The organism is Gordonia bronchialis DSM 43247 (assembly GCF_000024785.1).
Taxonomy (GTDB): Bacteria; Actinomycetota; Actinomycetes; order Mycobacteriales; family Mycobacteriaceae; genus Gordonia; species Gordonia bronchialis.
In genome coordinates, this window is sequence record NC_013441.1 from 4,506,380 (window position 1) to 4,533,286 (window position 26,907).

Sequence of the window (26,907 nt, forward strand, 5' to 3'; positions counted from 1 at the left end):
GCCTTGTGTTCACGGTAGATCCGACGATCTATTCATGTCCAAGTCAAATGTGGTGGGCATCGATGCCTACTTTGAATCAACGGTGGTGGGGGTATTGCACTCGGCCCGCGGCCACACAACCCGCTGGATCGGGCGCCCCTCGGCGAGCCGCACGATGTTGTCCGCGACGTCACGCACGCGGCCCTCGAACGTCTCGGCGGTCACCCCCGAACTGTGGGGTGTCATCAGGATGTTGGACAGTTCGGCAAACGGGAGTTCGGATGGTGACGCCACATCGTCACCAATCGGGTAGTGGTACCACACGTCGATGGCCGCCGCGCCGATGACGTTGTCGCGCAACGCTTCATAGAGGTCCTCCGCGACCACCAGAGGGCCGCGTCCGACGTTGATGAGCACGGCGTCAGGCCCCAGACCGGCGAGTTCGGCCGCCCCGATCATGCCGGCGGTGTGCTCGTTCAGTGGCGCGGACACCACCACCACGTCGGCGTCGTGCATCAATCGGCCGAGATCGCTGGGGTCGGAATACCAGTCCAGACCATCGGGATTCGCAATTCGTCCCGACCCGGTGACCGCGCATCCACGCGCTCCGAGAGCGGCGAAGACATCGGCGGTTCGCCGGCCGATGTGCCCGAATCCCACGTATCCGATCATCGCCCCACGCAGCGACCGCGGCTGCGGTAGTCCGTCGCGGTAGACCGGCGTGGCCCACCGGCCCGCCCGCAGCGCGGCGTCCTGGGGCAGCAGGCCGCGGCGCAGTGTCACCGCCGCCGCCACGACGTACTCGGCGATCGAGTTCTCGTGATGGAAGGTGTTGGCCACCTGCGTCTGCGCCGGTAGATCCGGGCAGCTCACCTTGTCGAACCCGGCGCCGACGGGGTGCACCAGACGCAGCTGCGTACCCGCGCGGGCCATGGCCGGGGTGAGCCGACCACCGACGTAGACGTCGGCGTCGGCCAGATCGGTGACCAGTCGATCCTCGTCGAACCTGTCATGCCAGGACTGCGTGGCACCGGTCGGTTCGAGCAGTCCCGACAACATCTGTCGGTGCGGCAACAGATTTCGTTCCGCGATGACGACCTTCACGTGATCTCCTCACAATAGGGCGAATTGCTGACCGATCAGCGCGATCGCACCCAGCGTCGACACCACGATCGACACGGTGCGCAGCCGCGGTGCGTCGAGCAATCGGTTGACATATCGTGACGCGGCATAGCCGATCACCACCGCGGGAATCAGTGCGACAAAGGCGAAGGCGATGTCGCGGTGCAGATTTCCGGTAGCCGCGAGCGCAGCGAGCGACATGAGACTGCCGACGAGGAAGAACGCGCTCATGTTGCTGCGCACCCGTGCATTCTCGGGACCCGAGAGCACCAGCGCCATCGGCGGACCACCGATCGAGGTGGCCGTACCGAGCAGCCCCGACGCCGCTCCCGCGGTGGCCAGGACCCGCCGGCGCGGATGGGGTTGCCAGCCCAACGCGGCGAGAACCACACCGCCGAGAACCACGGCGGCCAGCATCAGCGCCAGCCCGCGTTCGGGCAACCAGACGAGGAGCAGCGCGCCGGCGATGGTGCCCGGCACCCCACGTCGACGGGAGCGCATAGACGCCATCTGCATGAGAACCTCCGAGCGAGTGAAGGGCGTGATCGTCTCCGGGAGTGATCCGAGGGGGCTGAGACCACGTTCTGTGACGGTAGACACACGCTAAGAGCGGACCGGCAAACCCGTCAACAGCACCGAGCTCCGGCAAAAGCCCATGTCAGACGGGTTTGCGCCGCAGTCGGGGAGCTCCCCGCAGCCACCTGCATCGGGCGAAAACAGGCCCTGACCTGTCCCTTTCCCGACCTCGCGATCGCGTCGTGGCATCATCGGCGTCCGGACAATACCGTTTGGGCATCGTTCCATGTTATTCGCGTGTTGGACACGTCTCGAGGGACCCACCTACCGTGAGAATCCCCAGCATCGGGACAGCCCTACCGTCCCGCCAGGTCGAGGAGGACCGATGAGCAGTGGACTCGCCCACACCGCCGAATCCGGTGACAACGTTGTCGCACAGCAGTTTTCGCCGAGCACCGGTTCGGTCCTGCGCGTCGGACCCCTCAAGCCGTCCCTCGAGGACACCCTGACCGATCGTTACGACGCCGCGCGGCTGCCCGACGGCGCTGCACGCACCGAGTTCCTCGCCGAACACGGCGACGCGGTCACCGCGGTGGTCACCTCCGGCCGCACCGGTGTCGACGCCGCACTGATGGATGCGCTGCCCCACCTCGGGGCGATCGTCCACTTCGGCGTCGGTTACGACACCACCGACGTGGAACGCGCCGCCCAATTGGGGATCGGCGTGAGCAACACACCCGACGTGCTCAACGCCAGCGTCGCCGACACCGCAGTGGCACTCGTTCTCGACACCATGCGCGGTTTCAGCGCCGCCGACCGCTTCGTCCGGGCCGGTCGCTGGCCCGTCGAAGGCAACGTCCCGCTGTCCCGCGAGGTCTCCGGCGCTCGGGTCGGAATCCTCGGACTCGGCCGGATCGGTTCGGCAATCGCCAAGCGCCTCAATGCATTCGACTGCGATATCGCTTACCACAATCGCCGCGAGGTAGCCGGCAGTCCATACCGCTACGCCACCTCACCGGCCGAGCTCGCCCGCGACGTCGACCTCCTCATCGTCGCCGCGGCCGGTGGCGCCGGCACCAAACACCTCGTCGATCGCGAGGTACTCGAGGCACTCGGCCCGGACGGATTCCTCATCAACGTCGCCCGCGGCAGCGTCGTCGACGAAGACGCACTGATCGATCTGCTGGAAGCCGGGCAACTCGCCGGCGCGGGTCTGGACGTGTTCGCCCGGGAACCGCACGTTCCCGCCGCCCTGATCACCATGGACAACGTGGTCCTGTTCCCCCACCTGGCGAGCGGAACCGTCGAGACCCGCGCCGCCATGGAGGCCCTCACCCTGGACAACCTCGACACCTACCTTCGGACCGGACGGCTCGTGACGCCCGTCGTCGAACCGCGTCCGGCCACCCGTCAACAGGAGGCGTGATGACCGTCGTTCTCAGCTACGTGCCCTCGATCGAGGGACGAGGTGCCCTGCCGTTCGGATTCGCCGAGGCACGCATGCGCGGAACCGAGGTGGTGGTGGTCGCCGAGGGTGACAGTTCGTCGTCGCCCGACTTCGACGTCGACCTAAAGACCGCCCGGACCACCGCCGACGCCGGGGACGCACCTACTCCGTCGCCGACCACGAGCCGGGGCTGTCGCACGCCGATGCCCTCATCGACGCCTCCTACGACGACGATGTCGATCTGCTGGTGATCGGACAGAAACGCCGCTCCCCCGTCGGCAAGCTCCTCACCGGCAGCATCGTCCAGCGTGTGCTGCTCGACGCCCAGTGCCCGGTGGTCGCGGTGAAACCTCCGGTGCGCGCGGCGGTTTGAGCCGACGTCGCTGAACGTAGACGACGAGCAGTCATCCTCCTGCATTCAGTTCTTCCTCCGGTTGCAGCTACCGGAGGAACCAACAGGTGGGGGAAGAACCTCCTCGACCCGCCGGCTGGTGCTCCGCGCACCTCAGATCCACTCCCGCTCGGGCAGAACATCGTTCATCAGCCGATGCAGTGCCGGGTTGGTGTTGTCGGCGCGCCAGGCCACATTCATCTGGACCGGCCGGTCCCGGATCGCGGTCACCTCTTTGAAGACGACGCCGTCGGGGTGCATCGTCGTCGCCGACTCGGGTACCAGCGCCAGGCCCAGTCCCGAGTGCACCAGCACGAGCATCGTGTGCACCTGCGTGACGAACTGGACGTAGCGCGGCGAGGCGCCGACCGCGGTGAATGTGCTGATCAGCAGCTCGTTGAAGTAGCGCGCCTCGGTGGGCGAGTACATGATGACCGGCTGGCCGTCGAAATCCTCGATCGCCAGATGCTCGACGTCGGCGAGGTCGTGATCGGCGGGCACGGCCGCGACCAGACGCTCGTGGTGTAGCGGCCGCGTCGCGATACCGGGCCGGGAGATCGGCGGGCGCACGATGCCGAGGTCCAGGTCGCCGCCGGCGAGACCGTCGATCTGAGCACTGGTCACCATCTCCCGCAGGACGAGCCGGACGTCCGGCAGGATCTCGCGGACCCGCTGCATCAGCCGCGGCAGCACCGCCCGGGCCGATGCGCCGGTGAAGCCGACGGTCACCGTGCCCAGGTCACCGGCCGGCACCCGGGCGACGGTGAGCGCGGCGCTCTCGGCAAGGGCGACGATGCGGCGGGCGTCGGGCAGAAACGCCGCGCCTGCTGCGGTCAGCGAGACCGCGCGGCTGCTGCGCTCGATCAGCTGGACGCCGAGCTCGTGTTCGAGCTGCTGGATCTGCCGGCTCAACGGCGGCTGGGTCATGTGCAGGCGCTCGGCGGCCCGGCCGAAATGCAGTTCCTCGGCGACGGCGATGAAGCAACTCAGACGCGACAACGAGAACATCGATCCACTTCCGGCATCACGACACCGCGAGCTGCGATGCCTGTTGGATCACGCTAACGCACGATCGGCCCGGATCAGCAGAAGATCGCCACGGTCTGACTGCCGAGCATCACGAGGTTCCCGGCCTCATCCCAGGCCTCCATCTTCTGGCAGGAGTAGCCGTCGGCTGCGGCGATGCTCGACGACCGCAGCAGAAACCAGCCGGCCGGGTCGGGGATGGTGTCCGAGCAGATGTTCACCGACCAGGTCATGCTGCTGATGGGTGCCGGCTCGGTGAACACGGTGATCGCCGCCGGCGGAAGGCTGTCGCCGAGCGCGATCAGGGCCACCGCCGGGTCGACGCCGTCGGCCCCGCGGTGACACACCCACGCGGCGAACTCCGGGACGCCGGCCTGCGAGAACGGCAGCGCACCGCCGGCGGGGCGAAGGTCGAAGTTCGCGGTGAACGCCGGCCGTGGGCCGCCGAGCTCGTCGAAGCTCGGACAATCATCGGGCGCGGGTACGTCGGGCCGCTCGACGAAGGTGTGGTCGACGCTGCTGGGCCGGGCGCCGGCGAAGATCAGATTCGATTGCGCCGCAACGTCATCGCCGCTTCTGCTGGTCACCGAGAAGCTGGTGGCGGTGCGGCCCTGCCGTAGCCGGGCGACCTCCATGCCCAGCTTTCCCACGGCCGGCGCGGTGAATGCGAACTGGGCAGCTCGCAGCGTCGGCAACGGAGCATCGCTGCTGCGCAGAACGGCCGCGACGGCCAGCGCTGCGGTCAGCCCGCCGTAGGCGGTTCGACCCTGGGTCCAGGTGTCCGGGACAGCTACATCGGCGCCCGACTCCATCGACGCCATCACCTCGGCCAGCGTGCTCATCGGTCTCCCTTCGTTCCGGCTGCGGCGATCCGGCGCGCAACTACCACTATGCAGAACAGCATAGAGTGTGACGTCAGGGCGTTGCGCAGCGGGTGATCGGGTAGATTGGCCTCATCATCCACACACAGGGGGACCGGTGCGAACCACTGTCATCGCGGGCAATCCGAAACCCGCCTCGCGCACCCTGACGGCCGGCATCGACGTCGCGACCGCGCTCACCGGCACCGCGCCCGACGACGTCATCGACGTGGTGACCCTCGGTGCGGGGCTGCTCGGCTGGGGCGATCCGGGAGTCGCGGCCGCGGTGAGCACCGTGAAGCGCAGCGACCTCATCGTGGTCGCGTCGCCGACGTTCAAAGCCACCTACACCGGCGTTCTCAAACTGTTCCTGGACCAGTTCGAGACGTCGACGGGCCTGACCGGTGTCACCGCGGTACCGCTGATGCTCGGCGCCGCGCCGGGACATGCCATGGCGCCCGAGGTCTATCTGCGACCGTTGCTCGGCGAACTCGGTGCCACCACACCGGCGCCCGGCCTGTACCTCATCGACGCCACCGCAGCCGACCCCGAGAGCTACCTCCCGTGGATCGAGCGCTGGCGCGGCGCGATTCTGGGCTGAGTCGGCGCGTCGCATTTCTGTACCGGCGAGTCCGGTCAGCTGGATAATCCAGCTGACCGGACCGACGGGTTCTGATTTCGGCAAGCTACCTACACACTTTGCCGCTTCGGCAGCACCCAGCCCGGCCGCGGGAAGTGGCAGGTGTACCCGTTCGGGTAGCGCAGCAGGTAGTCCTGGTGCTCCGGCTCGGCCTCCCAGAACGGTCCGGCCGGCTCGATCGTGGTGACCGCCTTACCCGGCCACAACCCCGACGCGTCGACATCGGCGATGGTGTCCCGCGCGATGCGTTCCTGCTCGTCGTCGAGCGGGAAGATGGCCGAGCGGTAGCTGCTCCCCACGTCGTTACCCTGCCGGTCACGCGTCGACGGGTCGTGGATCTGGAAGAAGAACGCCAGGATGTCGCGGTACGACGTCACGGCGGGATCGAAGACGATCTCGACGGCCTCGGCATGCCCCGGATGGTTGCGGTAGGTGGCGTGCTCGTTGGTGCCGCCGGTGTAGCCGACCCGGGTGTCGAGCACGCCGGGCTGACGGCGGATGAGATCCTCCATGCCCCAGAAACAGCCCCCGGCGAGAACCGCGGTCTCGGTCCCGGGGCGCCGGGTGATCTGGCCGGTGTCGGTGGTCATGATGCATCCTCCTGCGTGTCGGTGGTGTGTCCGGTGATCAGGTCCCGGTAGGCGCCGTAACCCTCCGCCTCGAGTTCGGTGAGCGGAATGAAGCGCAGTGCAGCCGAATTCATGCAGTAGCGCTGTCCGCCCGCCTCGCGCGGGCCGTCGTCGAAGACGTGGCCGAGATGGCTGTCGGCGCCCGACGACCGCACCTCGGTGCGCTTCATCCACAGTGTGCGGTCGGTCTTGGTGGTCACCGCGTCGGGCTCGACGGGACGGGTGAAGCTGGGCCAGCCGGTTCCGCTGTCGAACTTGTCGGTCGACGAGAACAGCGGCTGACCCGACACCACGTCGACGTAGAGGCCGGGCTCGTGGTTGTCCCAGTACTCGTTGGCGAAGGCCGGTTCGGTGCCGTCGCGCTGGGTGACGCGGTACTGGTCGTCGGTCAGGCGACTCACGGCTTCGGTGGTCTTGCGGTACTCGTTGCTCACGATTCCTCCTGTTCGACACCGCTGGCTGCGGCGTCATGGTGAACAACGATGTGAACGCACGATTTGGTCCCGGATCTGCCGAGCGATCATCCGCTGAATGACGCGCTGTGCTTTCACACAATCGCCGACGTGATTTTCGGCGGATCTGACGGTGAATGTGACCCGCGATGCGTCCATTCTGACAACACCAGTCCAACACCAATCACCGTCCAGCCTCGGATACAGGAGGTATCACCATGGCGCACGAACCCACGGGCACCGTCACCACCGAATCGACTCGGCGATGGCGCGACCGCAAACGCTATCTCTGGCTCATCGGTCTGATCGTCCCGTCCTTCGCTTTCGTGGCGATCGGCGGATACGAACTGACCGGATGGAGCGCCTTCCTCTGGACCGGGCCCATCGTGGTCCTCGTGCTGGTGCCGGCCATTGACTTCCTCACCGGCTTCGATCCGACGAACCCGCCCAACGATGTGATCGAGGAACTCGAGAACGATAAGTATTACCGGTACATCACCTTCGCGTTCCTGCCCATCCAGTACGCCGGCTTCATCCTGTCGATGTATCTGATCGCGACCGCGGGATGGCCCGTCATCGACAAGATCGGTCTGGCGCTGACGCTGGGATTCATCGGCGGTATCGGCATAAACACCGCGCACGAACTCGGCCACAAGAAGGAGAGCCACGAGCGCTGGCTGTCCAAGATCGCGCTGGCACAGAGTTTCTACGGACACTTCTACATCGAGCACAACCGGGGCCACCACGTTCGCGTCGCGACACCCGAGGACCCGGCTTCGTCACGTCTCGGTGAGAATCTCTACCGCTTCTGGATACGAACGGTCACCGGGTCCCTGCGTAGCGCGTGGGAGATCGAAGCAAAGCGCTACCGCCGCAAGGACACTCATCCGTTTCACCTCGGCAATGACGTCCTCAACGCATGGCTGATGACGGTGGTGCTGTGGGGGGCGCTGCTCATCTGGCTGGGCGTGGGTATCCTGCCGTATCTGGTACTGCAGGCGATCATCGGATTCTCCCTTCTCGAGATCGTCAACTACCTCGAGCACTACGGCATGCTGCGCCAGAAGACCGACAGCGGACGGTACGAGCGGGTTCTGCCGCTGCACTCCTGGAATTCCAACAACATCGCCACCAATGTGCTGCTTTACCACCTGCAACGGCACAGCGACCACCATGCGAATCCGACGCGGCGCTACCAGACGTTGCGCGACTACAAGGAATCACCGGCGCTACCGACCGGGTACTCCGGCATGATCGTGCTCGCCCTTTTCCCACCGCTGTGGCGTCGAGTGATGGACAAGCGAGTTGCCGCCCACTTCGACGGTGATATCCGGCTCGCCAATGTCGCACCCGGCAAGATGGATCGACTTCTTCGCCGATTCCCCGCCCCGGCAACCGAATCCGGTCCCGCAGCGGTCACCGACGTGAGCCGACGACCCGTCGAAGACGGGGTTCGGGCCGCGCGCTGCCCGGGCTGCGACTACGTCTATGACGTCGCCGAGGGCAACGAGCTTGAAGGTTTCGCGGCCGGAACAGCGTGGCGAGACATTCCCGACGACTGGTGTTGTCCCGACTGCGGTGTCCGCGAGAAGGTCGATTTCGTCCCGCTCACCACCACGTCCGGGCGATGATCCGGATCAGATGAGGAACGCCTCGTAATAGTCCAGTGCGAGAAGGAGATCGCCTGCTCTGATGGCCAACGGTCGTCCGAGCAGGCGTTCTGCTTGGTGTAGACGATAGCGCACGGTGTTCTTGTGCACGCCCAGCGCTGCGGCGATGACGTCGGCGTTGTCGGGCGACGTGAGTACCGAGCGCACGGTGAGCCGCAGCTGATCGTGCTCGGGTGCGGCGAGCTCACCGAGCGTCATGCGCGTGAAGCGTTCGGCGGCTTCATGATCGAGGGCGAGCAGTGTCAGCGCGGCGACATCGTCATAGGCGGTGACGGCGACCATCCGTCGGGGTGCGAGTGCCACCCGTCCGGCCGCGCGGGCATCGCGATGGGCGGACATGAATCCGTCAAATCCCAGCGCTGGACCGCCAACGGTCACCCGCACATCCGCGGGATCGATTGTCGCACCGCCGAAGATGCGACGTTCCCCAGCGCTTGACGTTCCCAGCGGGTCCTTTGCGGCGGTGGCGATCCATCCCCACAGCTCTCGGCCGCCCGGGCGAACCGCCGCCGAACGGCCCCCGGGGATCTCCAGGACGAGCTGGGCGAGCACCGACTCGAGCCGATCGATCGAGTCGGGATGAATAGCGTGTGCGATGACAGCGAGATGGGTGACACCGACGATCGGATGCCCGCCGAGTTCGGCAGACAGGTCGGCGGACGCCACTTCCCGCCCGTTGAGCACGTCAGAGATCAGCTCGAACCGCCTGGTGTCGCCACGCCGCCGGATGCGGTCGCTCTCCTCGGTGAACACCGCGACCGAACGTTCTACCGACGACCCGAACCACCGGGTTGCCTTGGTCCAGAACCAGACGAGCAACGCCTCATGGTCGAGATCGTCCGGCGCGCGGCCCACGACGTCGACGGCGAAGTCCCACGACGCCTCCTGCGCCGTCTGATAGATCTTCAGCAGCATCGCCAGGTCGCAATGGTGCCGTGCGATCTGCACCGCGAGTTCGTGAGCCGCCGGCACCAACTCGTCGCGGCCCCGGTCGTCCACGGCCACCCCGGCCAGGAAGGCGAGCCAGTGCTCGGCGACGGCCCGCCGCAGGAGTTCGTGCAGGTCGCCGGGTAGGTCGACGGCGTCCATGACGGCGTCGACCGTCGTCGTCACCCATGCCTGCACCTCGTCGGGCGAGCGTTGCGCCGACGCGAAGTCGTCCAGCCACGCGGTCATCACGTTCATCTGTTCAGCGTCGCATAGCCAATTGTGCTTTTTCACAGGTTCAACGGCGAGATTCGACGGTTCGCCCAGTGAATGGGTGCGGATACCCGGTCAAGATGACAACTACAGCCACATCATCAGTCACCAGGAGGCACCCATGAGCACCATCCACGTCGACCGCCCGGCCTGCGAGGGCATCGGGATGTGCGAAGCACAGGCGCACGAGTATTTCCAGATCGGCGACGACGGTCTCGTTGCCGTTCCCAACCCCGATGTCCCCGACAGCGACCGCGCCCATGTCCGCGCCGCCGTGGACTCCTGCCCGGTCTCCGCTCTGCGGATCGTCGACTGAGGGGCATTCGTATGAGCGCCCGAAATCTTGTCATCGTCGGTGCCTCACTCGCCGGTGTCCGCGCCGCCGAAGGGGCCCGCGCGCACGGGTGGACCGGCCGTATCACCATGATCGGTGACGAGCCACATGTGCCGTATGACCGCCCTCCTCTGTCGAAGGCGGCCCTGGAGTCCGAACTGTCCCCCGACCTGCCGATGCTCCGACGGCCGGAGATCTGGGACGCCCTCGACGTCGACCTGCACACCTCTACCGCGGCGCTCGGCGTCGACGCCGGCGCGCGCCGGGTTCACACCAGCACCGGCGACGTCGACTTCGACGCACTGGTCGTCGCCACCGGAAGCAGACCGAGATCCCTTGCCGCGCTTGACGGTATCGGTGGTGTTCATCAGCTGCGCAGCTTTGACGACGCACTCGCCGTGCGCGGTGCGCTCGACACCGCGGAGAAGCTGACCGTGTTCGGTGCCGGATTCATCGGCAGTGAGGTCGCGTCGGCTGCAGTGGTCCGCGGGATCGAGGTGACGATGGTGAACGCATCGACCCGGCCGCTCGCCCGACACGTCGGCCCGCAGGCGGCGGATATGCTGCTCACCCTGCACCACACCGCGGGCGTGCGCACGATACTCGGCGGCTCCCTGGTGGATATCACAGTGCGCGACAACCAGATTTGCAACGTCCACCTGGACACGGGTGATCGGCTCGGCACCGATGCCGTGGTCGTGGGTATCGGTGCCGAGCCGAGTACGGATTGGTTGCGCGGCAGCGATATCGAACTCGATCCGATCAGCGGCGGCGTGCGCTGCGACGCGACGATGGCCACCAGCGCCCCGGCCGTGTGGGCGGCCGGCGACGTCGCCTCAGTCGACGCCCATCCCGGTGGTCACTGGACGACCGCAGTCGCGACCGGCTTCGTCGCCGGCGCCAATGCCGCAGGTGCACAAGAGGTTCACGCCGGAGTACCGTTCGCATGGTCCAGCTGGTACGGACACCGCATCCAGATGGTCGGCCGGACGGTCGACGCCGAGGAGGTTATCGTCGCCGACGGTCACGTCGAGTATCGCGACAGCGGGCGCGTGGTGGGCGGTGTCGGCATCGACAAGCCAGGTCCCCTCGCGCGGTTACGTCGCGACCTGCTCGCGACCGCCCAGCCCACTGGACCAACCACCGCCGCGTAGGGCTCAGGTGGGATCTTCGTTGGTGACCGCTTTGTACCCCCGCGCACCGGCACGGTCCACGGCCGCGCGCACGAGTCCGAAGATCAATCCCTGCAGAGCCGCGGCGGCGAGGACCTCGGTGTTGCTGCGTCGCAGATCCTTGGGGTCGGGGGTCGACGGGTCGTTGGCAACCCGCTTCCAGATCTGGCCGAAGGCGGCACTCGCGGCGATACCGCCGAGCACCCCCGTCGCCATCGACAGCGGCTTGTACAGCACCTTGGACGTGGTACTCATGTTCAACCCTTCCTGCGGCGTCGGATGACGACGACGGCGATCAGCGCGGAAAGCGCGGCCACACCCGCGCCGATCAGAACCTGTTGATTCTCTTGTGCTTTCACCTTGGTGGTGTGAGCGGTGTCGGCGGCCGCAGACTTGACCCGGGCGGGCACGTCCGCCTTGTGGGCCAGCGCGTCGACGGTCTCGGCGAGCGCGGCGCGCTGCTCCTCGACGGGTGGTGGGGTGGGCGACTCGTAGGCCGGTGTGGTGGCCGACTCGTCGGCGTTGTCGGCGGTCATCGGAGATGCTCCTTCACGGTGTCGATGTCGGCCTGCACGCTCTGCACGGTGCGTTCGGGGGCCGGTGGGATGGCGGCTTGTGCGCGTTTCGCCCCGATGAAGGCGGCGAGACCACCGACAACCAACAGGACCAACCCGACCATCAACGCGGCCAGCCAGGCGGGTACGGCGTTGGCCAGACCGATGATGGCCGCGGCCACCAGCGCGCCAAGCCCGAAGAGGATGAGAAGTGTTCCGCCTCCGGAGATTCCGGCTCCGATACCGAACCGGGTGCCCTTGGTCTTGACCTCGTCGAGCGCGTCGCGGATCTCGGTTTTCACCAGGGTGGTGGTCTGCTGTTGGAGTCGTTCGATGAGTTGTACCGTCGACAAATCATCGACGCGGGGATCGGCCATGGTGCACCTCTCGGACCGGTCGGGGGGACCCCGACCATCGGGGTGAACGCCGAGCGTCTTCAGCGTCTTGTCGTTCGTTTCCCGACCATACCCGCCGACTCCGGTGGGTGCGAGGACGCCGATACCGGTCTGTTACCCGGTCGATGCGGGAATCTCGGAGTAGTCCCCAAGCGCCACCAACCGCACTCCATCGGGTTGGGCGTCGAGGGCTGCGAAAAGGCGCTGGGCCGCTTCATCTTCCGATTCCGGCTCCCCTACGTAGGAGATGAGGAATCGGAAGTAGAGCCGTTCCCTCCGGCGTCAGCCGCGAGCCGTCGCCGACGGTGATCGCACCATCGGCATACAGCACCACCAGCAGCATGCCGTGTTCGCGCGGCATTCCCGCGGTGATACTCGGTTGGAAAAACGGCAGATTCAGGGCCCGCCCGCCGTGCCGGGCATAGAACCGCACCCGCCGTTCGGGATCGCCGTGCTCGGCAGATGCCTCGTGCACGTCGGGCCGCTCGACCTCGGCCACCACCAGTCTGATGGTGGGGTCGTCGGCCCACATGTCGATCGCGCCGTCGAGCAGCTTCCCGCCGACGCCTCCTGATCGCCGGGAACCGCCGACGGCGAGATACGACAGGATCGCGACACCACCGGCTCCTCCGAACACCGCGGTACCCGCGGGTCCGTCGTCATCAGCCGCGACGATCATCGACGCCGCGCCGTCAGTCACCTCGCTGATGAGTTCGTCCACATCGACGAGTTCGGTGACCGGGAAGTTCGGCACCAATAAATCGCGATGCACCGCGGCAACAGTCGGATCGTCGAGGATGCGTTGGAACCGGATCGGATTCATCGGCTGCCGTCCTGCACAGACCCGGCGTTCACGAACCCTGCACGACCATCACCGGGCAGTCGGCGACGTGCAGAACGGCCTGGCTGGTGGAGCCCAGCAGCAGCCCGCGAAATCCACCGCGTCCGCGGCTGCCCATCACCACGAGCTGTGCTTGGGCGGACAGCTCGGCGATCCGCGTCGACGGGGCATCGGCGGTGATCACGTGCTCGACGATGACATCCGGGTAGTCCTCACCGTAACCGGCCAACTGCGCACCGAGCGTCTCCTCGGCTTCATCGTGCAACTGGCGCAACACTTTTTCACCCGCGTCGTAGAACGCCGCACTGGAGAAACCGCCGTAGGAATGCACTGCGACCAGCGTGGCGTTCAGGATCGCCGCCTGGGCGAAGGCCTGCGCGATGGCGTCTGTCGAGGTCGGTGAGCCGTCGACGCCGACCACGACCGGTCCGCTGGTGGGGAGTGTGTCGGAGACCACCACCACCGGGCATTCGGCATGCGCCGCAACGTGCGTGCTGACCGAACCGAGCAGCAGTCCGCTCACCCCGCCGAGCCCGCGCTTGCCGACGACCAGATTGTGCGCGCGGCTGGAGATGTCCCGAAGTGCCAGTGCGGGTTTGCCCTCGATGACCTCGCCGGTGACCGTCACCCCGTCGGCGGTGTCCTCGGCGAGTCCTTTCGCCAGTTCCACGGCCGTCTCGGCAAAGGCCCGCCCGGCGGTCGCCGCCGATTGCGCAACCGACACCGCGGCCAGGGTGAACGCGGCCGCCGGTGGTGCCACTGCGCTCACGATGTGCAACGGACGGTTCGCCCGGACAGCCGCCCGCGCACCCCACCGCACAGCATTGGAGGCCTGTTCCGATCCGTCCACCGCGACCACGATCGGCGCGTTGACCGGCATTGTCACCACTTCCTCTCCTCGGATACCCCTCCACACTGCCAGACGGCACGTCTGGCTGTCGGCGGTTCGGGCTGCCGGAGATGGGGTGCCGGATCAGACGGGACTGGCGACCTCGTAGTCGGCGATAGCCGCGACCTTCTCCGCCGACGCGGACTGCGGGTCGAACCGGTAGCCCAGCCATTCCCGGGTCAGGCGACGCGCGAGTTCGACGCCGATCACGCGCTGACCGAAGCACAGGACCTGCGCGTCGTTGCTGAGGACAGCGCGCTCCACCGAGAAACTGTTGTGGGCGGTGACTGCGCGGATTCCCGGGATCTTGTTGGCGCTGATGGCAACTCCGAGGCCGGTGCCGCAGATCAGCAAGGCCCGGTCGGCGGTGCCGTCGGCCACCAGACGGGCGGCCGCAGCGGCGACATGGGGGTAATGGGTGTGCTCGTCGGGGCCCACGCCCACGTCGATCACCGAGGCGACGCGCGCGTCGTCGACGAGGTCGGCGGCCAGGATGGCCTTGTAGTCGATGCCGGCGTCGTCGCTGCCGATGGCGATGGTCATTCCGGATGTGGTGGTCATGGGGTGTCCTCTCAGTGGATCGCGAGCAGGTCGACGATGGTCGTCACGCACAGGGCAAAGGAGGTGGCCCCGGCGTCGGGAGTGCCGACACTGCGTTCGGCGAGTGGTCGGGCACGCCCGACCTTCGGCACCATGTCGGCAGTGGCCGCAGCGGATTTCGCCGCGATCTCGGCCGATTCGCGCCACGCCGCACGCCAGTCCGGGCAGCGGTCGACGGCCACGGTCAGGGCGTCGGAGAAGGGTCCGATGGCGTCGAGCATGGTCTTGTCCCCGAGCTGGGCGCCCCCGAGGTCGAGCATGGCCGTGTATCCGGCGGCCACCGCGTCGGCGATGTCCTGCGAGGTTGGTGTTCCGTTGTCCCCCAGCCGCTTTCCGGCCGAGGTGAGCGCAGCTCCCCACAGTACGCCGGATGTTCCGCCGGCTTGAGCAGCCCAGGCCTCGCCGGCGTCTCGCACCAGCCGACCGGCGCCGGCCCCGGCGGTCGCCGCCTTGCGAGCGGCCTCGACGGCAGCGGTGAGTCCGCGAACCATGCCGCGGCCGTGGTCACCGTCGCCGGCAACCGCGTCGATCCGCGCGAGCTCGTCTTCGGCCTCGACTACGGCGCGGTGCACTGCGCCCAGCCCGGATACGATGTGGCCCGCCACGATTCGCGACTCCGCATCACCGGTGATCTGCTCGGATACGGCGGCCTCGGCATCGACGGCGGTTCGACGATGGGCTGCGGGGTCGGCCGTCACGCTGCCCCGCTTGTAGGCGGGCGTGTCGGCCGGGCTGGTCCACAGCGCTTCCAGTTCGTCGTCGAGCCAGGTGAGGGTGAGCGAACAGCCCGCCATGTCGAGGCTGGTGACGAGTTCACCGATCTCGGGGTCCACCACCGTCAGTCCGGCGGCGGACAGCCTGTCCGCCACCGTCTTCCACACCACGAACAGCTCTTCGTACTTGGTTCGGCCCAGGCCGTTGAGGATGACGGCGACGCGCCGGGACTCGATGGCCGGCGGCAGCTTCTCGGCGTCGGCGAGCACACCGTCGACGAGGAGGTCGGCGAGTTCGGCAGCACTCGGCAGGGCGTGGTTGGCGATGCCCGGTTCGCCGTGGGTTCCGAGTCCGAGACCCATCGTCGATGCCGGCACGGTGAACAGCGGCGCCTCGCCGCCCGGCATGGTGCATCCGTCGAAGGCGACGCCGAGGGTGCGGGTGGCGGCGTTGGTGGTGCGTGCGACGCGTTCCACGTCGTCGAGCGAGTAGCCGGCCTCGGCGGCCGCACTGGCACAACGGAACACGGCGAAGTCACCGGCGATGCCGCGGCGTTTGCCGGCCTCGTCGACGGGTGCGCTCGCGATGTCGTCGGTGACGGTCAGGAAACGCGCATCGATCCCCTCGTTCGCGAGTTCGGTGACCGCCAGCCCGAAGTTCATGACGTCGCCCGCGTAGTTGCCGGTGATCAGCAGAACTCCCGAATCGCCGTGTGCGGCACGGGCGACCGATGCGGCCTGCCGCGCCGTCGGCGAGGTGAACACGTTGCCGACGACGGCGCCATCGGAGAAGCCGGGTCCCACCACGCCGCAAAACGCGGGATAGTGCCCGGAGCCACCGCCCACCACCACGGCGACTTTGCCGGGCGGGGTCTCGGTGGCGCGGACCACGCCGCCCGGCACGCCGACGACGTAACGCGCGTTGGCATCGAGAAAGCCGGCGAGCATGTCCTCGGTGAACGAGGCGGGATCATTGAACAGTCTGGTCATGGTGGGTCCTTGGGTTTCCGACGGTGGTGGCCGTCAGTGCATGTGGCTGCCGCCGTTGATGTCGAGGGTGGTGCCGGTCAGGTAGGCGGCGTCCTCGCTGGACAAGAAGGTGATCGCGGCCGCGACCTCGGTGGTGGTCGCGGTGCGCGCCACCGGGATCGACGCCGCGAGCGCGGCTTCCTGCTCGTCGGTGGAGCCGACGCGGATGTCGGTGTCGACCGCGCCCGGGGTCACCGCGTTGACCGTGACACCGGTGGTACCGAGTTCGCGGGCAAGGGATTTGGTGAATCCGAGGATCGCGGCCTTGGCCGACGAGTAGGGCACCTTGCCGAAGACACCGCCGCCGCGCTGCGCGGACACCGACGACATGTTGACGATGCGCCCGAAACCGGCGTCGATCATGGCGGGCAGGAAGGCCTTGGTGACCAGGTAGGTTCCGGTCGCGTTGACGGCCATCACCTTGTTCCAGAGGTCCAGGGTGGTCTCGAGGAACGGCACCGGCGAGGTGATGCCGGCGATGTTGGCGAGCGCACCCACCACCGGCAGGTTGCCGCTCGCGACCTCGGCGGCCACCGCTGCCTGGGCCGCGGCGACCGACGCCTCGTCGGTGACGTCGATATCGGCGCCGAAGGCGGGCACCGCGTACTGGTTGCCGATCTCCGCGGCGACCTTGGCGGACAGTTCGCCGTCGAGGTCGAGAATGACGATGGCCCAGCCTTCTTCGGCGTAGCGGCGGGCGACCTCACGGCCGATGCCGCGCGGGGAGGTGGCGCCGGTGATGACGGCGGTGCGTTGGATGCTGTTCATGATTTCTCCTGATGGGTTGGGGTTGTGGGGATCAGAGGAGACCGGCGACGTAGGTGCCGGCGTTGACCGCACCCCCGGCACGTTGGTCGTCGGTGATGTCGCGGGTTTCGAGCTCGAGTGCGAAGTGGCCCTGGTAACCGGCGTCGGCGAGTGCGGCGAAACCCGCGGCGAAGTCGGTCTCGCCCGCGCCGACGCTGCGGTGGATATCGCCCGGCACGGCGTCGCGGATGTGGACGTGGGTGATGAGCGGACCGAATCGGGTCACGAACTCCACCGGGTCGCCGCCGAAGGCGACGATGTGGCTGAAGTCCATGACGATGCCGATGGTGGTGCCGGTCAGACGCTGCGCGAGCTGCGCGGCGCGATCGATGTTCCAGCAGAGGCGGAAGAAGTGCAGCGCCTCCACCCAGATGTCGACGCCGCGGGCATAGGCCCGGTCGGCGGCCCGGATCAGCTGCTCGGCGACTCGATCGAGATCGGCGTCGAGGCTCTCGATCGGATCGTGGTCCTGCGCACCGCACGGCAGCACCACCGCGCCGGCGCGGGTGCGGACGGCAAGCTCGACGAGGGCGTCGAGATGCGCGTCGCGCTGTCCCTGGGCGTCGGGGTCGAGCGCGAGGTTCAGGTCGCCGATGTCGCCGTTGATGGAGCGTTCGGCGGATTGCTCTTCGGCTACGACACCGGCGTCATCAACGGCGCCCTCGAACCCATGCGTGAAGACCTCGGATTGTCCTCGACCACCGAGGGTTTCGTGGTGAGCATCCTCATCTTCGGCGCGGCCATCGGCGCGCTGATCGGGGGCCGCCTCGCCGACCGGCACGGCCGCCGCAACAACATCCTGATGCTCGCCGGGATCTTCATGATCGGCACCATCGGCTGCGTGCTGGCGCCGGATTGGCATGTGCTGGCGGCCTTCCGCTTCATCCTCGGGCTCGCCGTCGGCGGTGCCTCGGCAACGGTGCCCGTCTACCTCGCCGAGATGGCGCCGGTAGAACGACGCGGCAGCATCGTCACCCGCAACGAGGTGATGATCGTGTCGGGGCAGTTCGCGGCGTTCGTCATCAACGCGATCATCTTCAGCATCTGGGGCGAGCACGCCGGCGTCTGGCGCTACATGCTGCTCGTCGCGGTACTCCCGGCCATCGGCCTGTTCATCGGGATGCTGCGGATGCCGGAGAGTCCTCGGTGGCTCTCCTCGTAGAACCGCGACGACGAGGCCCTCGAGGTACTCCGTCAGGTGCGTTCACCCGAATGCGCCGACGCAGAACTCGCCGAAGTGCACGCATTGGCGTTGGAGGAGAAGGAATCCCAGACCGGCGGATGGTCGGATCTGGCCACCCCGTGGATCCGACGCCTCATCATCGTCGGCATCGGGATCGGTGTGTTCTCCCAGTTCAGTGGCATCAACGTGATCATGTACTACGGCACGCATCTGCTCGAGAATGCCGGATTCTCCAGCAACGGAGCCATCGTCGCCAACACCCTGAACGGATTCTTCAGCGTTCTCGGCGTCACCGTCGGCATCCTGCTGATGAACAAGTTCAACCGGCGGTCCATGATCATCACCGGCTACGTGCTCACCACCACCTTCCACGCACTCGTCGGAATCTTCGCACTCGCGTTGCCCGACAACACCGTCAAGCCGTACGTGATCATGATCCTCGTCATCGGATTCGTGTTCTCCATGCAGGCCTTGATCGGCCCGCTCACCTGGCTGCTGCTCTCGGAGATCTTCCCGCTCAAGATCCGGTCGTTCGCCATGGGCGTCTGCGTGTTCATGCTCTGGATCGCGAACTCGATCGTCGCCTTCGGCTTCCCGCCCACCGTGGATGCCCTCGGCATCTCGTCGACGTTCTTCCTGTTCGCCGCGCTCGGCCTGGCCGCCATCATCTTCATGTGGCGGATGGCACCGGAAACACGTGGCCGCACGCTCGAACAGTTCGAAGACGACTTCCGCGTCCAGCATTCCTGACAACCATTGCCTCCGAAAGGGATTCCCATGTCCGTCCTGGTAGCCGTACCCGACAGCGTCGAGGGTGTCACCGCCCTGGCCGCCGCCGGTGACGAGGCCAAACTCCTCGACACCGACACCGGGCCAGCGCGAGATTCTGCTCGGCGGGCCCACGGAGCAGCCCGGCCTCCGGCGTCGGACCAGCGCCGGGAAGTGCTGTGCCGACGGCGATCTCGAGGCCGGTGAGATCAACCGGACCGTACGACTCGGCGACTGCCTGCACCGACGCATCCCCGTCGTCGTCCTCACCGTCGAGGCGATCGAGATGGCCGGCGAGCCCGGTGAGTGCCGCGAGGTGCCCACCCGCCGAGGCCCCCCATACCCCGACCGCCTGCGGGTCGATCCCGAGCGTCTCGGCGTTGCGCCGCAGATAACGCACCGCGGTTCGCACGTCGTAAAGCTGGGCCGGAAACGTCGCCTGCCCGCTCAGGCGGTACTCGATGGCGGCCATCGCGAGGCCTCGCTCGGCGAAGTGGACGGACAGATCCGGTGCCAGCGTGCGATCGCCGGTGAACCATCCGCCGCCGTGCAGCCAGATGACCACCGGGACCGTCGTCGCCGCGGGCGGCAGATAGAGGTCCATCTGGAGGGGGCCGCTGGGTCGTTCGGCAAAGGTCACAGTCCGGAACCCGGTGTCCGGTGTCGATGTTGCGGTCACCCGACCATGGTGCGGGTGTGGGCGCGGTCACGTCCATCAGGAATTCACGGACGCTCATCCGGATATCCCGAATGGTCAATCGGCGACGTACCGCTCGCACACCAGGTCGACGAACCGTCGCACTGCCGGGCTCGGATCGGCGGGCGGGCAGAGATAGGTGGTGATGTCACCGGCGTCGACGAGCGGTACGAAGGCCACATCGGAGTGCGTGTACATGTCGACCGCGGATGCACCCGCGACGTTCACACCGATTCCGGCGCTGCACAATTCGAGGACCTCCTCGAACGAGTCGGCGATGGCGAGCATCTCGATATCCCGACCGCCGAGCAACTCCTGCGTCCAGCGCCCCGACGTCGCGCGATCGGTGTTGGTGATCAGCTTCTCACCGGCAAGGTCGGCGATCGTCGCCTGCGGGAGTCGAGCGAGCCGATGGTGGCGGGAGGTGACCACGACACAGCCCTCCGACCACAACCGTGTACCCCGCCGTCCCGCCGGCAGGTCGCCCGCAGCCGTGACGAAAACGGCATCGACCTGGCCATCGTCGAGCGCCCGATAGCAGCCGTCGAAGCCGAGCATCTTGATCTCCCACGAGATCTCACCGAGCGCGTGAGCGGCTTCGGCGAGGACGGCCCGAATACGCGGACTCGACACCATCAGCCCGACTCGGATGGTGCCGATGTCCGGATCCTCGTCCCGAATCCAGGACCCCACGGCATCCATCGATGACTGCACCTGCTGGGCCAGCGGGAGGAGTTCCGCACCGGCCTCGGTGAGCGCCACCCGCCGCGGATCGCGGCGAAAGAGCTTGCGGCCCACCCTCTTCTCCAGGGCAGCGATGGTGTCGCTGAAGGTCGAGGGACTGATATGCAGTTCTTGTGCGGCGTTGCCGAAGTGCAGGGTGCGCGCGGTCACCACAAAGCACCTGAGCTGCTGGAAGGTGATGTCCACGAAGTCGCCGCCTCCCGGGTGTCGATCACACCGACGTCATGCCGTCGGTCCACTCTCACGATAACGGCCTCGGGCTGGTCGAGGTTCGTTCCGGCTGGTCGAGCCGGTGAGGAGGTGAGCACGGTGCGGATCACAGTCGAATCCCTCGCCTGTCCAGACATCCTCGTAGTCCGCCGATGCCGGTTCCCGTCGGACGAGGCCGTGGGTGCGAACATCGTTGTCTCGCCGGTGGTTTCGACGCGCGTCGGTGATGCTCGACGACGATGATCGGATGATCGGCGCGACGCCTCACGCCAGGGAACCGTCGACAAACTGTGCGACTCCCTCGCCGAAGGACCAGTCCTCACGAGTGTTCTCCGACACCGAGATCACGAGATCGGCTGGGCGCAAACCGGTTTCGGATTCCAGGCGGTCAGCGAGTGCACGGAACGCTGCACGCTTGTGATCCAGCGTCCGGCCCTGTTGGAAGATCTGAATGACCACCGCATCGTCGGTGCGATCGAAACCGAGGCCGGTGTCCTCCAGGATGATTCGTCCTGGTTTGTGCTCGGTGATGATCTGGTAGCGGTCGCGATCGGGTGCGGCGAAGTGTTCGAGCATGACGTCCTGAACAACATCGGCGAAGCGCCGGAGTTCGTCGTCGCTGCGACGACCCTCGGTCACGTGAATGTGGACCAGTGGCATGGTGGCATCCTCTCGATTCGGAGTGAACCTAGTATGTCCGGACATACTGACAACTGCAATAGCCGTGCTGATTGGCACGCGATCAGACACCTGTCTATCTTGTGATCCAGGGCACAGCACGCAGCGACCCGCTCCCGACGAGGAGGACTCATGTCCGATATCGCGAATCGCGATCAGATTGACGAACTCCTTGCCCGGCAAGCGATCACCGATCAATTGGCCGTCTACTGCCGTGGTATGGATCGGATCGACGTCGACCTTGCCCGCTCGGTGTTCCATCCGGACGCCGTCGCCGACTACGGTGCGATGTTCCGGGGTTCGGGATACTGATCCGATTGCCGAGTTGGCGTTGAGGGCAGAGCTCAATCGACCCCCGAGGTGGGTCCGTACTGGCAGTGTGATCGCGATTTTCGGTCTGGTGGCCGCGATAGTCTTCCGCCTGGCCCGGCCGGCCTCCTGTGGTGATTGCTTCGAGACCCTCGTTCCCGGCGCCCACGCCCGATGGCCACAAAATACGAAGGTGGTTAGTAGAAGTGGGGTGTGATGCGGGTGTGCGGGGAGGTGGTGAGGCATGACTGACGGTGTCGCGGTGCGGCGTGCGGGTCGGTTCGGCCCGCGCGGTCCTGCCCGTACGATCTCCCGTGCGGTGGGTCTTGCTGTGGTGATGTTTGAGGCGGTGGCCGCGTTCTGGCTGGTGATGCTGCTCCGAACGTCGGATCTCGTGCCATCCGACCCCCGCTCAGGAGTCGGGCGCGGTGATCCGGTTGAGCTGCGGGTGCTGACCGCTGTGGATGTGCACGACTGGGTGTCGGCTCTGAGTGCTGCGGCCTTCGCTGCGGGTGTGGCCGGTGCGCTGGTGGCGCGTCTACTCCCAGCAGTCAAGGGGCGCGCGACCGGTTGAGTAGTCGGGCCTGGGCCTCGCCGGAGTTTCCCTTGTCGGAGGGTTTCTATGGCTTAGGCTTTGGTGCCGCCGCCGCGGGTGTGGCGAGGTTTAAGGGTGAGGTATTCGCTGAGCACTTCACGCTCGGCGGGTGTCACGGTCTGGGCGAAGTGCATCAGTACTGCCGCGGAGTCCCCGCTGGCGTCGAGGACCTGACGCAAGGTGCGTGAGGTGGCCTCTTCACGGGTCTGCATGGGGAAGTACCGGTAGGCGCGGCTGACTTTTTCTCGACCGACGAACCCTTTTTTGTGCAGGTTGGTGACGACGGTGAGCACTGTGGTGTAGGCCGGTTCGCGGTCGTGGAGTTCCTCGACTAGGTCGTGCACCGACATCGCCGCACCGGCTGACCACAGCACGTCCATCACTGCGCGTTCCAGTGAACCCAGCCCAGTCATTTTCACCCACCATCTCTAGATGCGGGTCAATCTTACGACGGACTACCTCAGTTAGTAGCTTGGTCCCGTTGGAGCGCATCGGCAGCGCCGCGACGCGGGCGGTGTTTGAAGGCCACGGAGAATTCGGTTCCAGGGGTGCTGCGGTGGATGTGACGTCGGGTGGTGGTCGGCAACGTGATGGTGAAGGTGGCTCCGTGTCCGGCTCCCAGGCTTTCGGCGAGCAAGGTGCCCCCATGGTCTTCGACGATAGAGCGGGCGATGGTGAGGCCGATTCCGCTGCCGCCGGCGTCTCTGGTGCGTGAGGAGTCGGTGCGGTAGAAGCGGTCGAAGATGTGTGGAAGGTGTTGAGGGGGAATGCCGTCACCGCAGTCGACGACGCTGATGCGCACCGCGTGTGCCGGGGCGGTGTCGGCTTTCACTACGACTCGCTGGCCCGGGGAGCTGTGTCGCAGCGCGTTGGTGAGCAGATTGAGCAGTACTTGGCTCATTCGTTCGGCGTCGACATGGATGTGTACGCGCGCGGCGGTGGTGACGATGCCTAGCGTGACTTTGGCGTCGGTGAACAGGTCGGCGGCTTCTTCGTAGGTCGCGATGAGCAGTTCGTTGACAGTGATCGTCGCCGGGTGGAGGGGCATCTGATGCTCGTCGGCGCTGGATACGGTCGCGATGTCCTCGGCGAGACGCTGCAGGCGGGTGGTGGCGGTGCGCACGACGTCAAAGGTCTGTGAGTCGGGAGCCCGGATTCCGTCTTCGATGGCGTCGGTGATCGCGCCGATGGTGGTCAGTGGGGTGCGCAGTTCGTGGGCAAGGTCTGACAGCATCCGCTTACGGATGTCGTCTTGTGAATCCAGCCGTTGTGCAAGTTGGTTGATAGCTCGGCTGAGCTGGGTGAACTCGGTGCCGAGCTGGCGATCGGGTACGCGCGTGCGGTAGTTGCCGGCGCCAATAGCCACGGCTGAGCGGGCGACACTGGCGACTGACTGTTGTACGCGGCGAGCCAGGAACCAGCTGACGGCCGTGGCCAGGATCGTCGAGGTGATCAATGCGGCAGACATTGAGACGACGATCGAGGAAGTGAACGCGGCTTCGACATGGTCGGCCTGAACTGACCCTGGCTCGAGGCGAGCTTGGCCGAGGTGGTCGTGGAAGGTGTGTGGAGCCACGAATAGTGCCACGATCGCGACGCTGATGCCGCCGCCGGCGATGACGATAGCTTGAGCGAGCATGAGCCGGGAGCCGAAGCTGCCGGGGATACGTAACCGTCGACGTTCATCGTTCATCGCTGGCTCCTCGAGGTTGGCCGTCACCCATCCGGTAGCCCACTCCGCGAACGGTGCGGATGAATCGGCCGGCTACGGCGCTGTCACCGAGTTTGCGGCGCAGACTGGCGACATGGACTTCGACGACGTGGGCATCGCCGACCCAGTCGGGTCCCCAGATTTCGGTGAGCAGTTGCTCTCGACTGAACACAACACCGGGCCGCCGCGTGAGCGCTTCGAGAACGTCGAACTCAGTCCGAGTCAGCTCCACGGGTGTGCTCTCCACCTGGACTTCACGACCCTGAGGGTCGAGGGTGAGCTCCCCTATCGTCCGCGGGTGCGACTCGCCGGTTGGGGTCGGCCGTGGTCGGCGCAGCATGGCGTCGATGCGCGCCATCAGCTCACGAGGGCGAAATGGTTTCGTGAGGTAGTCATCGGCCCCCACCGACAGGCCAACGACTGTGTCGACTTCGTCCGCGCGGGCCGTGACCATCACGATGTAGGCGTTGGTGAAGGTGCGCAACTGTCGACAGACCTCGACGCCATCGAGTGACGGCAAGCCCAGGTCGAGGATGACTACTGCCGGACTCGCCGTGCGTGCGGCGGCGACTCCCTCCTGGCCGTCGGGCGCAACGGTGACCGTGAATCCGCTGCGCTGCAGGTAGTCAGCAACGACTTCGGCAATGTCGGGCTCATCTTCGATCACCAGGGCGTGCAGACCGTGCGGTGGTCGGACCACCGGCATATGGAGGTCGTCGACGACGTTGCGATCTTGGGGCACGCTCCTATGGTGGCGGTGGTCTACACGATCATCCAACCTCGTGGGCATTCTTGAGCAGATCTTGATCCACGCTGCCGATCAGCCTTGAGGTTCGGTGGGCAAGGTGGCGGTGTCGCCGGGTGGAACGTTACGACACAGTTCCCTCTCACACTGATGATCTGATTTCTGCCCGGCGGCGTCCTGTTCAACAACGCAGAGGATGCCCGTGTGACTGTCTCCTACAGCCTCACCACCAGTGATCCATTCGCCAGTACCTTCCCCGCCGAAGCCGCGTCGCCCCGTGCTGGGCTGAGTCGTCAGCTGGTGGGCGGCACCCCGGTGTTGCGCATCGAGGAACCCTTCGCCGAGCACGGGCGCGGCTTCTGGGCCAAGCTGGAAGGCTTCAACCCCGGTGGTATGAAAGACCGGCCTGCGCTGCACATGGTGGAACGCGCCCGCGCCCGTGAAGAGCTGGCCCCGGGGGCGCGGATCATCGAATCAACTAGTGGGACACTGGGATTAGGCCTGGCTTTAGCGGGCATCGTGTTCGGGCATCCGGTGACCTTGGTGACCGATCCAGGACTGGAACCGATCTTGCGGCAGATGCTCGCCGCATACGGCGCCCAGGTCGATGTCGTCAGCGATCCCCATCCGGTCGGGGGTTGGCAACAAGCCCGCCGCGACCGCGTGCGCACCCTGCTCGAGCGCGACGAGGCTGTGATCCACCCCGGCTTTTCCGGAGAGCTCAGGTTGTGAGTGCCCCCTCCGGATTGAGGGTGCGCATGTGATCGTAATGGAGTCGCTCAGCGTGGTCGGGGGTGAGGTCGTCGCAGTAACTGTGTGGGCGTTCACGGTTGTAGAACGCCACCCATTCGGCCGTGCCCAGTGACAGTTCGGTCGCGCCGTGAAATCGCGGCTGGTTGTCGACGAGTTCGTTCTTGTAGTCAGAGTTCACCGACTCCGCGAGCGCGTTGTCGTAGCTATCCCCAACGCTGCCAATAGAAGCCGCGATGCCTTCCTCGGCCAACCGCTGCCCGAACACAATCGCTGTGTACTGCGATCCCGCGTCTGAATGGTGTATGAGTCTCGTTAAATCAACTACACCGCAACGCTTTCGGTTGTCTATCGCGTTGTTGATGGCATCGGTAACCAGGTTCACTGTCATTTCCGAGGCCACTTTCCAGCCGACAATCTTGCGGGCGAACACATCGATGACGAACGCCGTGTACGCCCACCCCGACTTGGTGCGGCAGTAGGTAAAATCGGCTACCCACAACCGATTTGGTGCCGCAGCATAGAACTGTCTGTCGACCAGATCCGCCGGCCGCGACGCTGCCGCATCAGGGATGGTCGTACGCACTCGCTTCTTCTTACTCGCGCCATGCCATCCCATCTCCCGCATCACTCGTTCAACAGTGCATCGAGCAACATCAATACCACTGCTGCGCAATACTATCCATGTCTTGCGTGAACCCAGAACCCGCATCAGCGGTCGCTTCCGGCGCAAAGCGAAGATCGCATCGATGACCTGCGCATCGGCGAACATGCGGGCGCTCGGCCCGCGGTTGATGTGATCATAGTAAGTGGACGGGGCGATGTGGATACCATGCTCGCAGAGCACGGCGCACATCGAATCGACGCCCCAGACAAGGCCATCCGCACCCACCTGGTGTCCCTGGTGAGTGCGGATGAACTCCACAATTAGCGGTGTGGCCGGTCGATCTCGGCCGCGAAGAAAGCCGACGCCGCCTTCAGGATCCCGTTCGCTCGTTTGAGCTCGGCCACCTCGCGCTTGAGTCGTCGAATCTCCTCGCTATCGGCCTTGGCTGGCGCGCTGGCGGCGCCCGACGGCGCCTTGCGCACCCACTGGCGAACCGTCTCCGCCGAGCCGACTCCGAGCAAATCCGCAGTCTTGCCCATCGCCGCCCACTCGGTGGACCCCTGAGCCACCAACTGCTCGACCATGTCCACCGCGTCGCGCTTCAACTCATCCGAGTATCGCTTCGATCCTGCCACTGCCATAGG

At 66.3% G+C, this 26,907-nt stretch carries 29 protein-coding genes and 4 pseudogenes; 10 read left to right on the top strand and 23 right to left on the bottom strand.

The features are described 5' to 3' along the window. Positions 1-66: 66 nt before the first annotated feature. Entirely contained in the window at positions 67-1,083 is a 1,017-nt protein-coding gene (locus tag GBRO_RS20870) for a 2-hydroxyacid dehydrogenase (RefSeq protein ID WP_012835857.1), read from the bottom strand. Positions 1,084-1,092: 9 nt separating this feature from the next. Next, a pseudogene (locus GBRO_RS20875) lies at positions 1,093-1,584 on the bottom strand (TSUP family transporter); the annotation flags it as partial. 418 nt (positions 1,585-2,002) lie between these two features. On the opposite strand from GBRO_RS20875, the gene GBRO_RS20880 reads away from it, so the two are divergent. Next, on the top strand, positions 2,003-3,043 hold the full coding sequence (locus GBRO_RS20880; RefSeq protein ID WP_012835859.1) for a 2-hydroxyacid dehydrogenase: 1,041 nt from the start codon (positions 2,003-2,005) through the stop codon (positions 3,041-3,043). Then, positions 3,043-3,437 (top strand): annotated as a pseudogene (locus tag GBRO_RS20885) (universal stress protein). Before GBRO_RS20880 ends, GBRO_RS20885 begins: the two are co-directional and overlap by 1 nt. 132 nt (positions 3,438-3,569) lie before the next feature. Here GBRO_RS20885 and GBRO_RS20890 read toward each other — a convergent pair. Both GBRO_RS20890 and GBRO_RS20895 read right to left on the bottom strand, forming a co-directional pair. Beyond that, positions 3,570-4,463 carry a LysR substrate-binding domain-containing protein gene (locus tag GBRO_RS20890; protein WP_012835860.1) on the bottom strand — a complete coding sequence of 298 codons (894 nt, stop codon included), beginning with the start codon at positions 4,461-4,463 and terminating at the stop codon, positions 3,570-3,572. Positions 4,464-4,537: 74 nt separating this feature from the next. After that, complete coding sequence (locus GBRO_RS20895; RefSeq protein ID WP_012835861.1) at positions 4,538-5,323, bottom strand: thioesterase family protein; 786 nt, start codon at positions 5,321-5,323, stop codon at positions 4,538-4,540. Between the two features lie 136 nt (positions 5,324-5,459). Here GBRO_RS20895 and GBRO_RS20900 point away from each other — a divergent pair, with 136 nt between their 5' ends. Next, positions 5,460-5,942, top strand: coding sequence for an NADPH-dependent FMN reductase (locus GBRO_RS20900; protein ID WP_012835862.1), 483 nt, complete (start codon positions 5,460-5,462; stop codon positions 5,940-5,942). Between the two features lie 89 nt (positions 5,943-6,031). On the opposite strand, the gene msrA is transcribed toward GBRO_RS20900, so the two are convergent. Continuing rightward, a complete protein-coding gene (gene msrA / locus GBRO_RS20905; RefSeq protein WP_012835863.1) occupies positions 6,032-6,571 on the bottom strand; it encodes a peptide-methionine (S)-S-oxide reductase MsrA in 540 nt (179 codons plus the stop codon). Beyond that, positions 6,568-7,044 carry a peptide-methionine (R)-S-oxide reductase MsrB gene (gene msrB / locus GBRO_RS20910; protein WP_012835864.1) on the bottom strand — a complete coding sequence of 159 codons (477 nt, stop codon included), beginning with the start codon at positions 7,042-7,044 and terminating at the stop codon, positions 6,568-6,570. Before msrB ends, msrA begins: the two co-directional genes overlap by 4 nt. Before the next feature lie 236 nt (positions 7,045-7,280). On the opposite strand from msrB, the gene GBRO_RS27625 reads away from it, so the two are divergent. After that, positions 7,281-8,693 (top strand): fatty acid desaturase, encoded by a 1,413-nt coding sequence (locus GBRO_RS27625; RefSeq protein WP_012835865.1) that lies wholly within the window; start codon positions 7,281-7,283, stop codon positions 8,691-8,693. Positions 8,694-8,699: 6 nt separating this feature from the next. Here the strand turns inward: GBRO_RS27625 and GBRO_RS20920 are convergent, their stop codons facing one another. Beyond that, the gene (locus GBRO_RS20920) at positions 8,700-9,917 is read right to left on the bottom strand and encodes a PucR family transcriptional regulator (protein WP_012835866.1); all 1,218 of its coding nucleotides are present in this window, start codon (positions 9,915-9,917) and stop codon (positions 8,700-8,702) included. Positions 9,918-10,053: 136 nt separating this feature from the next. Here GBRO_RS20920 and GBRO_RS20925 point away from each other — a divergent pair, with 136 nt between their 5' ends. Both GBRO_RS20925 and GBRO_RS20930 read left to right on the top strand, forming a co-directional pair. Further along, positions 10,054-10,248 (top strand): ferredoxin, encoded by a 195-nt coding sequence (locus GBRO_RS20925; RefSeq protein WP_012835867.1) that lies wholly within the window; start codon positions 10,054-10,056, stop codon positions 10,246-10,248. An 11-nt stretch (positions 10,249-10,259) separates the two neighbouring features. After that, positions 10,260-11,420: an NAD(P)/FAD-dependent oxidoreductase gene (locus GBRO_RS20930; RefSeq protein WP_012835868.1), complete on the top strand. Its 1,161-nt coding sequence runs from the start codon at positions 10,260-10,262 to the stop codon at positions 11,418-11,420. A gap of 3 nt (positions 11,421-11,423) precedes the next feature. Here GBRO_RS20930 and GBRO_RS20935 read toward each other — a convergent pair whose 3' ends face one another. From GBRO_RS20935 to GBRO_RS20975, 9 genes are all read right to left on the bottom strand, one after another. After that, on the bottom strand, positions 11,424-11,693 hold the full coding sequence (locus GBRO_RS20935) for a DUF4235 domain-containing protein (protein WP_012835869.1): 270 nt from the start codon (positions 11,691-11,693) through the stop codon (positions 11,424-11,426). 2 nt (positions 11,694-11,695) lie between these two features. After that, the gene (locus tag GBRO_RS20940; RefSeq protein WP_012835870.1) at positions 11,696-11,974 is read right to left on the bottom strand and encodes a DUF3618 domain-containing protein; all 279 of its coding nucleotides are present in this window, start codon (positions 11,972-11,974) and stop codon (positions 11,696-11,698) included. After that, complete coding sequence (locus tag GBRO_RS20945; RefSeq protein ID WP_012835871.1) at positions 11,971-12,369, bottom strand: phage holin family protein; 399 nt, start codon at positions 12,367-12,369, stop codon at positions 11,971-11,973. Before GBRO_RS20945 ends, GBRO_RS20940 begins: the two co-directional genes overlap by 4 nt. Positions 12,370-12,601: 232 nt before the next feature. Next, positions 12,602-13,210 (bottom strand): hypothetical protein, encoded by a 609-nt coding sequence (locus GBRO_RS20950; RefSeq protein ID WP_012835872.1) that lies wholly within the window; start codon positions 13,208-13,210, stop codon positions 12,602-12,604. Between the two features lie 28 nt (positions 13,211-13,238). Beyond that, positions 13,239-14,108 carry a universal stress protein gene (locus tag GBRO_RS20955; protein ID WP_012835873.1) on the bottom strand — a complete coding sequence of 290 codons (870 nt, stop codon included), beginning with the start codon at positions 14,106-14,108 and terminating at the stop codon, positions 13,239-13,241. Positions 14,109-14,201: 93 nt separating this feature from the next. Then, positions 14,202-14,678 carry a ribose-5-phosphate isomerase gene (locus tag GBRO_RS20960; protein WP_012835874.1) on the bottom strand — a complete coding sequence of 159 codons (477 nt, stop codon included), beginning with the start codon at positions 14,676-14,678 and terminating at the stop codon, positions 14,202-14,204. An 11-nt stretch (positions 14,679-14,689) separates the two neighbouring features. Beyond that, the gene (locus GBRO_RS20965; protein ID WP_012835875.1) at positions 14,690-16,420 is read right to left on the bottom strand and encodes a dihydroxyacetone kinase family protein; all 1,731 of its coding nucleotides are present in this window, start codon (positions 16,418-16,420) and stop codon (positions 14,690-14,692) included. Between the two features lie 33 nt (positions 16,421-16,453). Further along, complete coding sequence (locus GBRO_RS20970) at positions 16,454-17,227, bottom strand: SDR family NAD(P)-dependent oxidoreductase (RefSeq protein WP_012835876.1); 774 nt, start codon at positions 17,225-17,227, stop codon at positions 16,454-16,456. Positions 17,228-17,258: 31 nt separating this feature from the next. Further along, positions 17,259-17,873 carry a sugar phosphate isomerase/epimerase family protein gene (locus GBRO_RS20975; protein ID WP_083775713.1) on the bottom strand — a complete coding sequence of 205 codons (615 nt, stop codon included), beginning with the start codon at positions 17,871-17,873 and terminating at the stop codon, positions 17,259-17,261. Here GBRO_RS20975 and GBRO_RS20980 point away from each other — a divergent pair. After that, positions 17,805-19,199, top strand: a pseudogene (locus GBRO_RS20980) (sugar porter family MFS transporter). The gene GBRO_RS20975 and the pseudogene GBRO_RS20980 overlap by 69 nt on opposite strands. 67 nt (positions 19,200-19,266) lie before the next feature. Here the strand turns inward: GBRO_RS20980 and GBRO_RS20985 are convergent. The 3 genes from GBRO_RS20985 to GBRO_RS20995 form a co-directional block, all read right to left on the bottom strand. Continuing rightward, positions 19,267-19,896, bottom strand: coding sequence for an alpha/beta hydrolase (locus GBRO_RS20985; protein ID WP_223372656.1), 630 nt, complete (start codon positions 19,894-19,896; stop codon positions 19,267-19,269). Positions 19,897-19,971: 75 nt separating this feature from the next. Further along, complete coding sequence (locus GBRO_RS20990) at positions 19,972-20,844, bottom strand: LysR family transcriptional regulator (protein WP_012835877.1); 873 nt, start codon at positions 20,842-20,844, stop codon at positions 19,972-19,974. A 288-nt stretch (positions 20,845-21,132) separates the two neighbouring features. Then, on the bottom strand, positions 21,133-21,528 hold the full coding sequence (locus tag GBRO_RS20995; RefSeq protein WP_012835878.1) for a tautomerase family protein: 396 nt from the start codon (positions 21,526-21,528) through the stop codon (positions 21,133-21,135). 150 nt (positions 21,529-21,678) lie between these two features. On the opposite strand from GBRO_RS20995, the gene GBRO_RS21000 reads away from it, so the two are divergent. Both GBRO_RS21000 and GBRO_RS21005 read left to right on the top strand, forming a co-directional pair. After that, positions 21,679-21,858, top strand: a complete 180-nt coding sequence (locus GBRO_RS21000) for a nuclear transport factor 2 family protein (RefSeq protein WP_041920014.1) — start codon at positions 21,679-21,681, stop codon at positions 21,856-21,858. A gap of 241 nt (positions 21,859-22,099) precedes the next feature. Further along, complete coding sequence (locus GBRO_RS21005; RefSeq protein ID WP_005195283.1) at positions 22,100-22,429, top strand: hypothetical protein; 330 nt, start codon at positions 22,100-22,102, stop codon at positions 22,427-22,429. A 53-nt stretch (positions 22,430-22,482) separates the two neighbouring features. Here the strand turns inward: GBRO_RS21005 and GBRO_RS21010 are convergent, their stop codons facing one another. The 3 genes from GBRO_RS21010 to GBRO_RS21020 are packed head-to-tail and all read right to left on the bottom strand — an operon-like array spanning position 22,483 to position 24,867. Beyond that, on the bottom strand, positions 22,483-22,863 hold the full coding sequence (locus GBRO_RS21010; protein ID WP_005180013.1) for a BlaI/MecI/CopY family transcriptional regulator: 381 nt from the start codon (positions 22,861-22,863) through the stop codon (positions 22,483-22,485). A gap of 47 nt (positions 22,864-22,910) precedes the next feature. After that, positions 22,911-24,143 carry a sensor histidine kinase gene (locus tag GBRO_RS21015; RefSeq protein WP_012835879.1) on the bottom strand — a complete coding sequence of 411 codons (1,233 nt, stop codon included), beginning with the start codon at positions 24,141-24,143 and terminating at the stop codon, positions 22,911-22,913. Continuing rightward, positions 24,133-24,867: a response regulator transcription factor gene (locus GBRO_RS21020; protein ID WP_005180009.1), complete on the bottom strand. Its 735-nt coding sequence runs from the start codon at positions 24,865-24,867 to the stop codon at positions 24,133-24,135. Before GBRO_RS21020 ends, GBRO_RS21015 begins: the two co-directional genes overlap by 11 nt. A 243-nt stretch (positions 24,868-25,110) precedes the next feature. Here GBRO_RS21020 and GBRO_RS21025 point away from each other — a divergent pair. After that, positions 25,111-25,611 (top strand): annotated as a pseudogene (locus GBRO_RS21025) (pyridoxal-phosphate dependent enzyme); the annotation flags it as partial. Between the two features lie 16 nt (positions 25,612-25,627). Here GBRO_RS21025 and GBRO_RS21030 read toward each other — a convergent pair. Beyond that, positions 25,628-26,898 (bottom strand): IS3 family transposase gene (locus tag GBRO_RS21030; RefSeq protein ID WP_085950389.1). Its coding sequence is split into 2 segments (ribosomal slippage): positions 25,628-26,622 and positions 26,622-26,898, totalling 1,272 coding nucleotides; the frame shifts between segments, so codons are not numbered across the junction. Between the last annotated feature and the right edge of the window lie 9 nt (positions 26,899-26,907).

Coding starts and splice junctions, on each gene's coding strand:
- GBRO_RS21000 (WP_041920014.1), top strand. CDS start 21,679: ATGTCCGATATCGCGAATCGCGATCAGATTGACGAACTCCTTGCCCGG.
- GBRO_RS20960 (WP_012835874.1), bottom strand. CDS start 14,678: ATGACCACCACATCCGGAATGACCATCGCCATCGGCAGCGACGACGCC.
- GBRO_RS20940 (WP_012835870.1), bottom strand. CDS start 11,974: ATGACCGCCGACAACGCCGACGAGTCGGCCACCACACCGGCCTACGAG.
- GBRO_RS21005 (WP_005195283.1), top strand. CDS start 22,100: ATGACTGACGGTGTCGCGGTGCGGCGTGCGGGTCGGTTCGGCCCGCGC.
- GBRO_RS21020 (WP_005180009.1), bottom strand. CDS start 24,867: ATGCCGGTGGTCCGACCACCGCACGGTCTGCACGCCCTGGTGATCGAA.
- GBRO_RS20920 (WP_012835866.1), bottom strand. CDS start 9,917: ATGAACGTGATGACCGCGTGGCTGGACGACTTCGCGTCGGCGCAACGC.
- GBRO_RS20890 (WP_012835860.1), bottom strand. CDS start 4,463: ATGTTCTCGTTGTCGCGTCTGAGTTGCTTCATCGCCGTCGCCGAGGAA.
- GBRO_RS20880 (WP_012835859.1), top strand. CDS start 2,003: ATGAGCAGTGGACTCGCCCACACCGCCGAATCCGGTGACAACGTTGTC.
- GBRO_RS20955 (WP_012835873.1), bottom strand. CDS start 14,108: ATGCCGGTCAACGCGCCGATCGTGGTCGCGGTGGACGGATCGGAACAG.
- GBRO_RS21015 (WP_012835879.1), bottom strand. CDS start 24,143: ATGAACGATGAACGTCGACGGTTACGTATCCCCGGCAGCTTCGGCTCC.
- GBRO_RS20950 (WP_012835872.1), bottom strand. CDS start 13,210: ATGAATCCGATCCGGTTCCAACGCATCCTCGACGATCCGACTGTTGCC.
- GBRO_RS20895 (WP_012835861.1), bottom strand. CDS start 5,323: ATGAGCACGCTGGCCGAGGTGATGGCGTCGATGGAGTCGGGCGCCGAT.
- GBRO_RS20935 (WP_012835869.1), bottom strand. CDS start 11,693: ATGAGTACCACGTCCAAGGTGCTGTACAAGCCGCTGTCGATGGCGACG.
- GBRO_RS20965 (WP_012835875.1), bottom strand. CDS start 16,420: ATGACCAGACTGTTCAATGATCCCGCCTCGTTCACCGAGGACATGCTC.
- GBRO_RS20995 (WP_012835878.1), bottom strand. CDS start 21,528: ATGCCACTGGTCCACATTCACGTGACCGAGGGTCGTCGCAGCGACGAC.
- GBRO_RS20925 (WP_012835867.1), top strand. CDS start 10,054: ATGAGCACCATCCACGTCGACCGCCCGGCCTGCGAGGGCATCGGGATG.
- msrA (WP_012835863.1), bottom strand. CDS start 6,571: ATGACCACCGACACCGGCCAGATCACCCGGCGCCCCGGGACCGAGACC.
- GBRO_RS20930 (WP_012835868.1), top strand. CDS start 10,260: ATGAGCGCCCGAAATCTTGTCATCGTCGGTGCCTCACTCGCCGGTGTC.
- GBRO_RS21010 (WP_005180013.1), bottom strand. CDS start 22,863: ATGACTGGGCTGGGTTCACTGGAACGCGCAGTGATGGACGTGCTGTGG.
- GBRO_RS20970 (WP_012835876.1), bottom strand. CDS start 17,227: ATGAACAGCATCCAACGCACCGCCGTCATCACCGGCGCCACCTCCCCG.
- GBRO_RS27625 (WP_012835865.1), top strand. CDS start 7,281: ATGGCGCACGAACCCACGGGCACCGTCACCACCGAATCGACTCGGCGA.
- GBRO_RS20945 (WP_012835871.1), bottom strand. CDS start 12,369: ATGGCCGATCCCCGCGTCGATGATTTGTCGACGGTACAACTCATCGAA.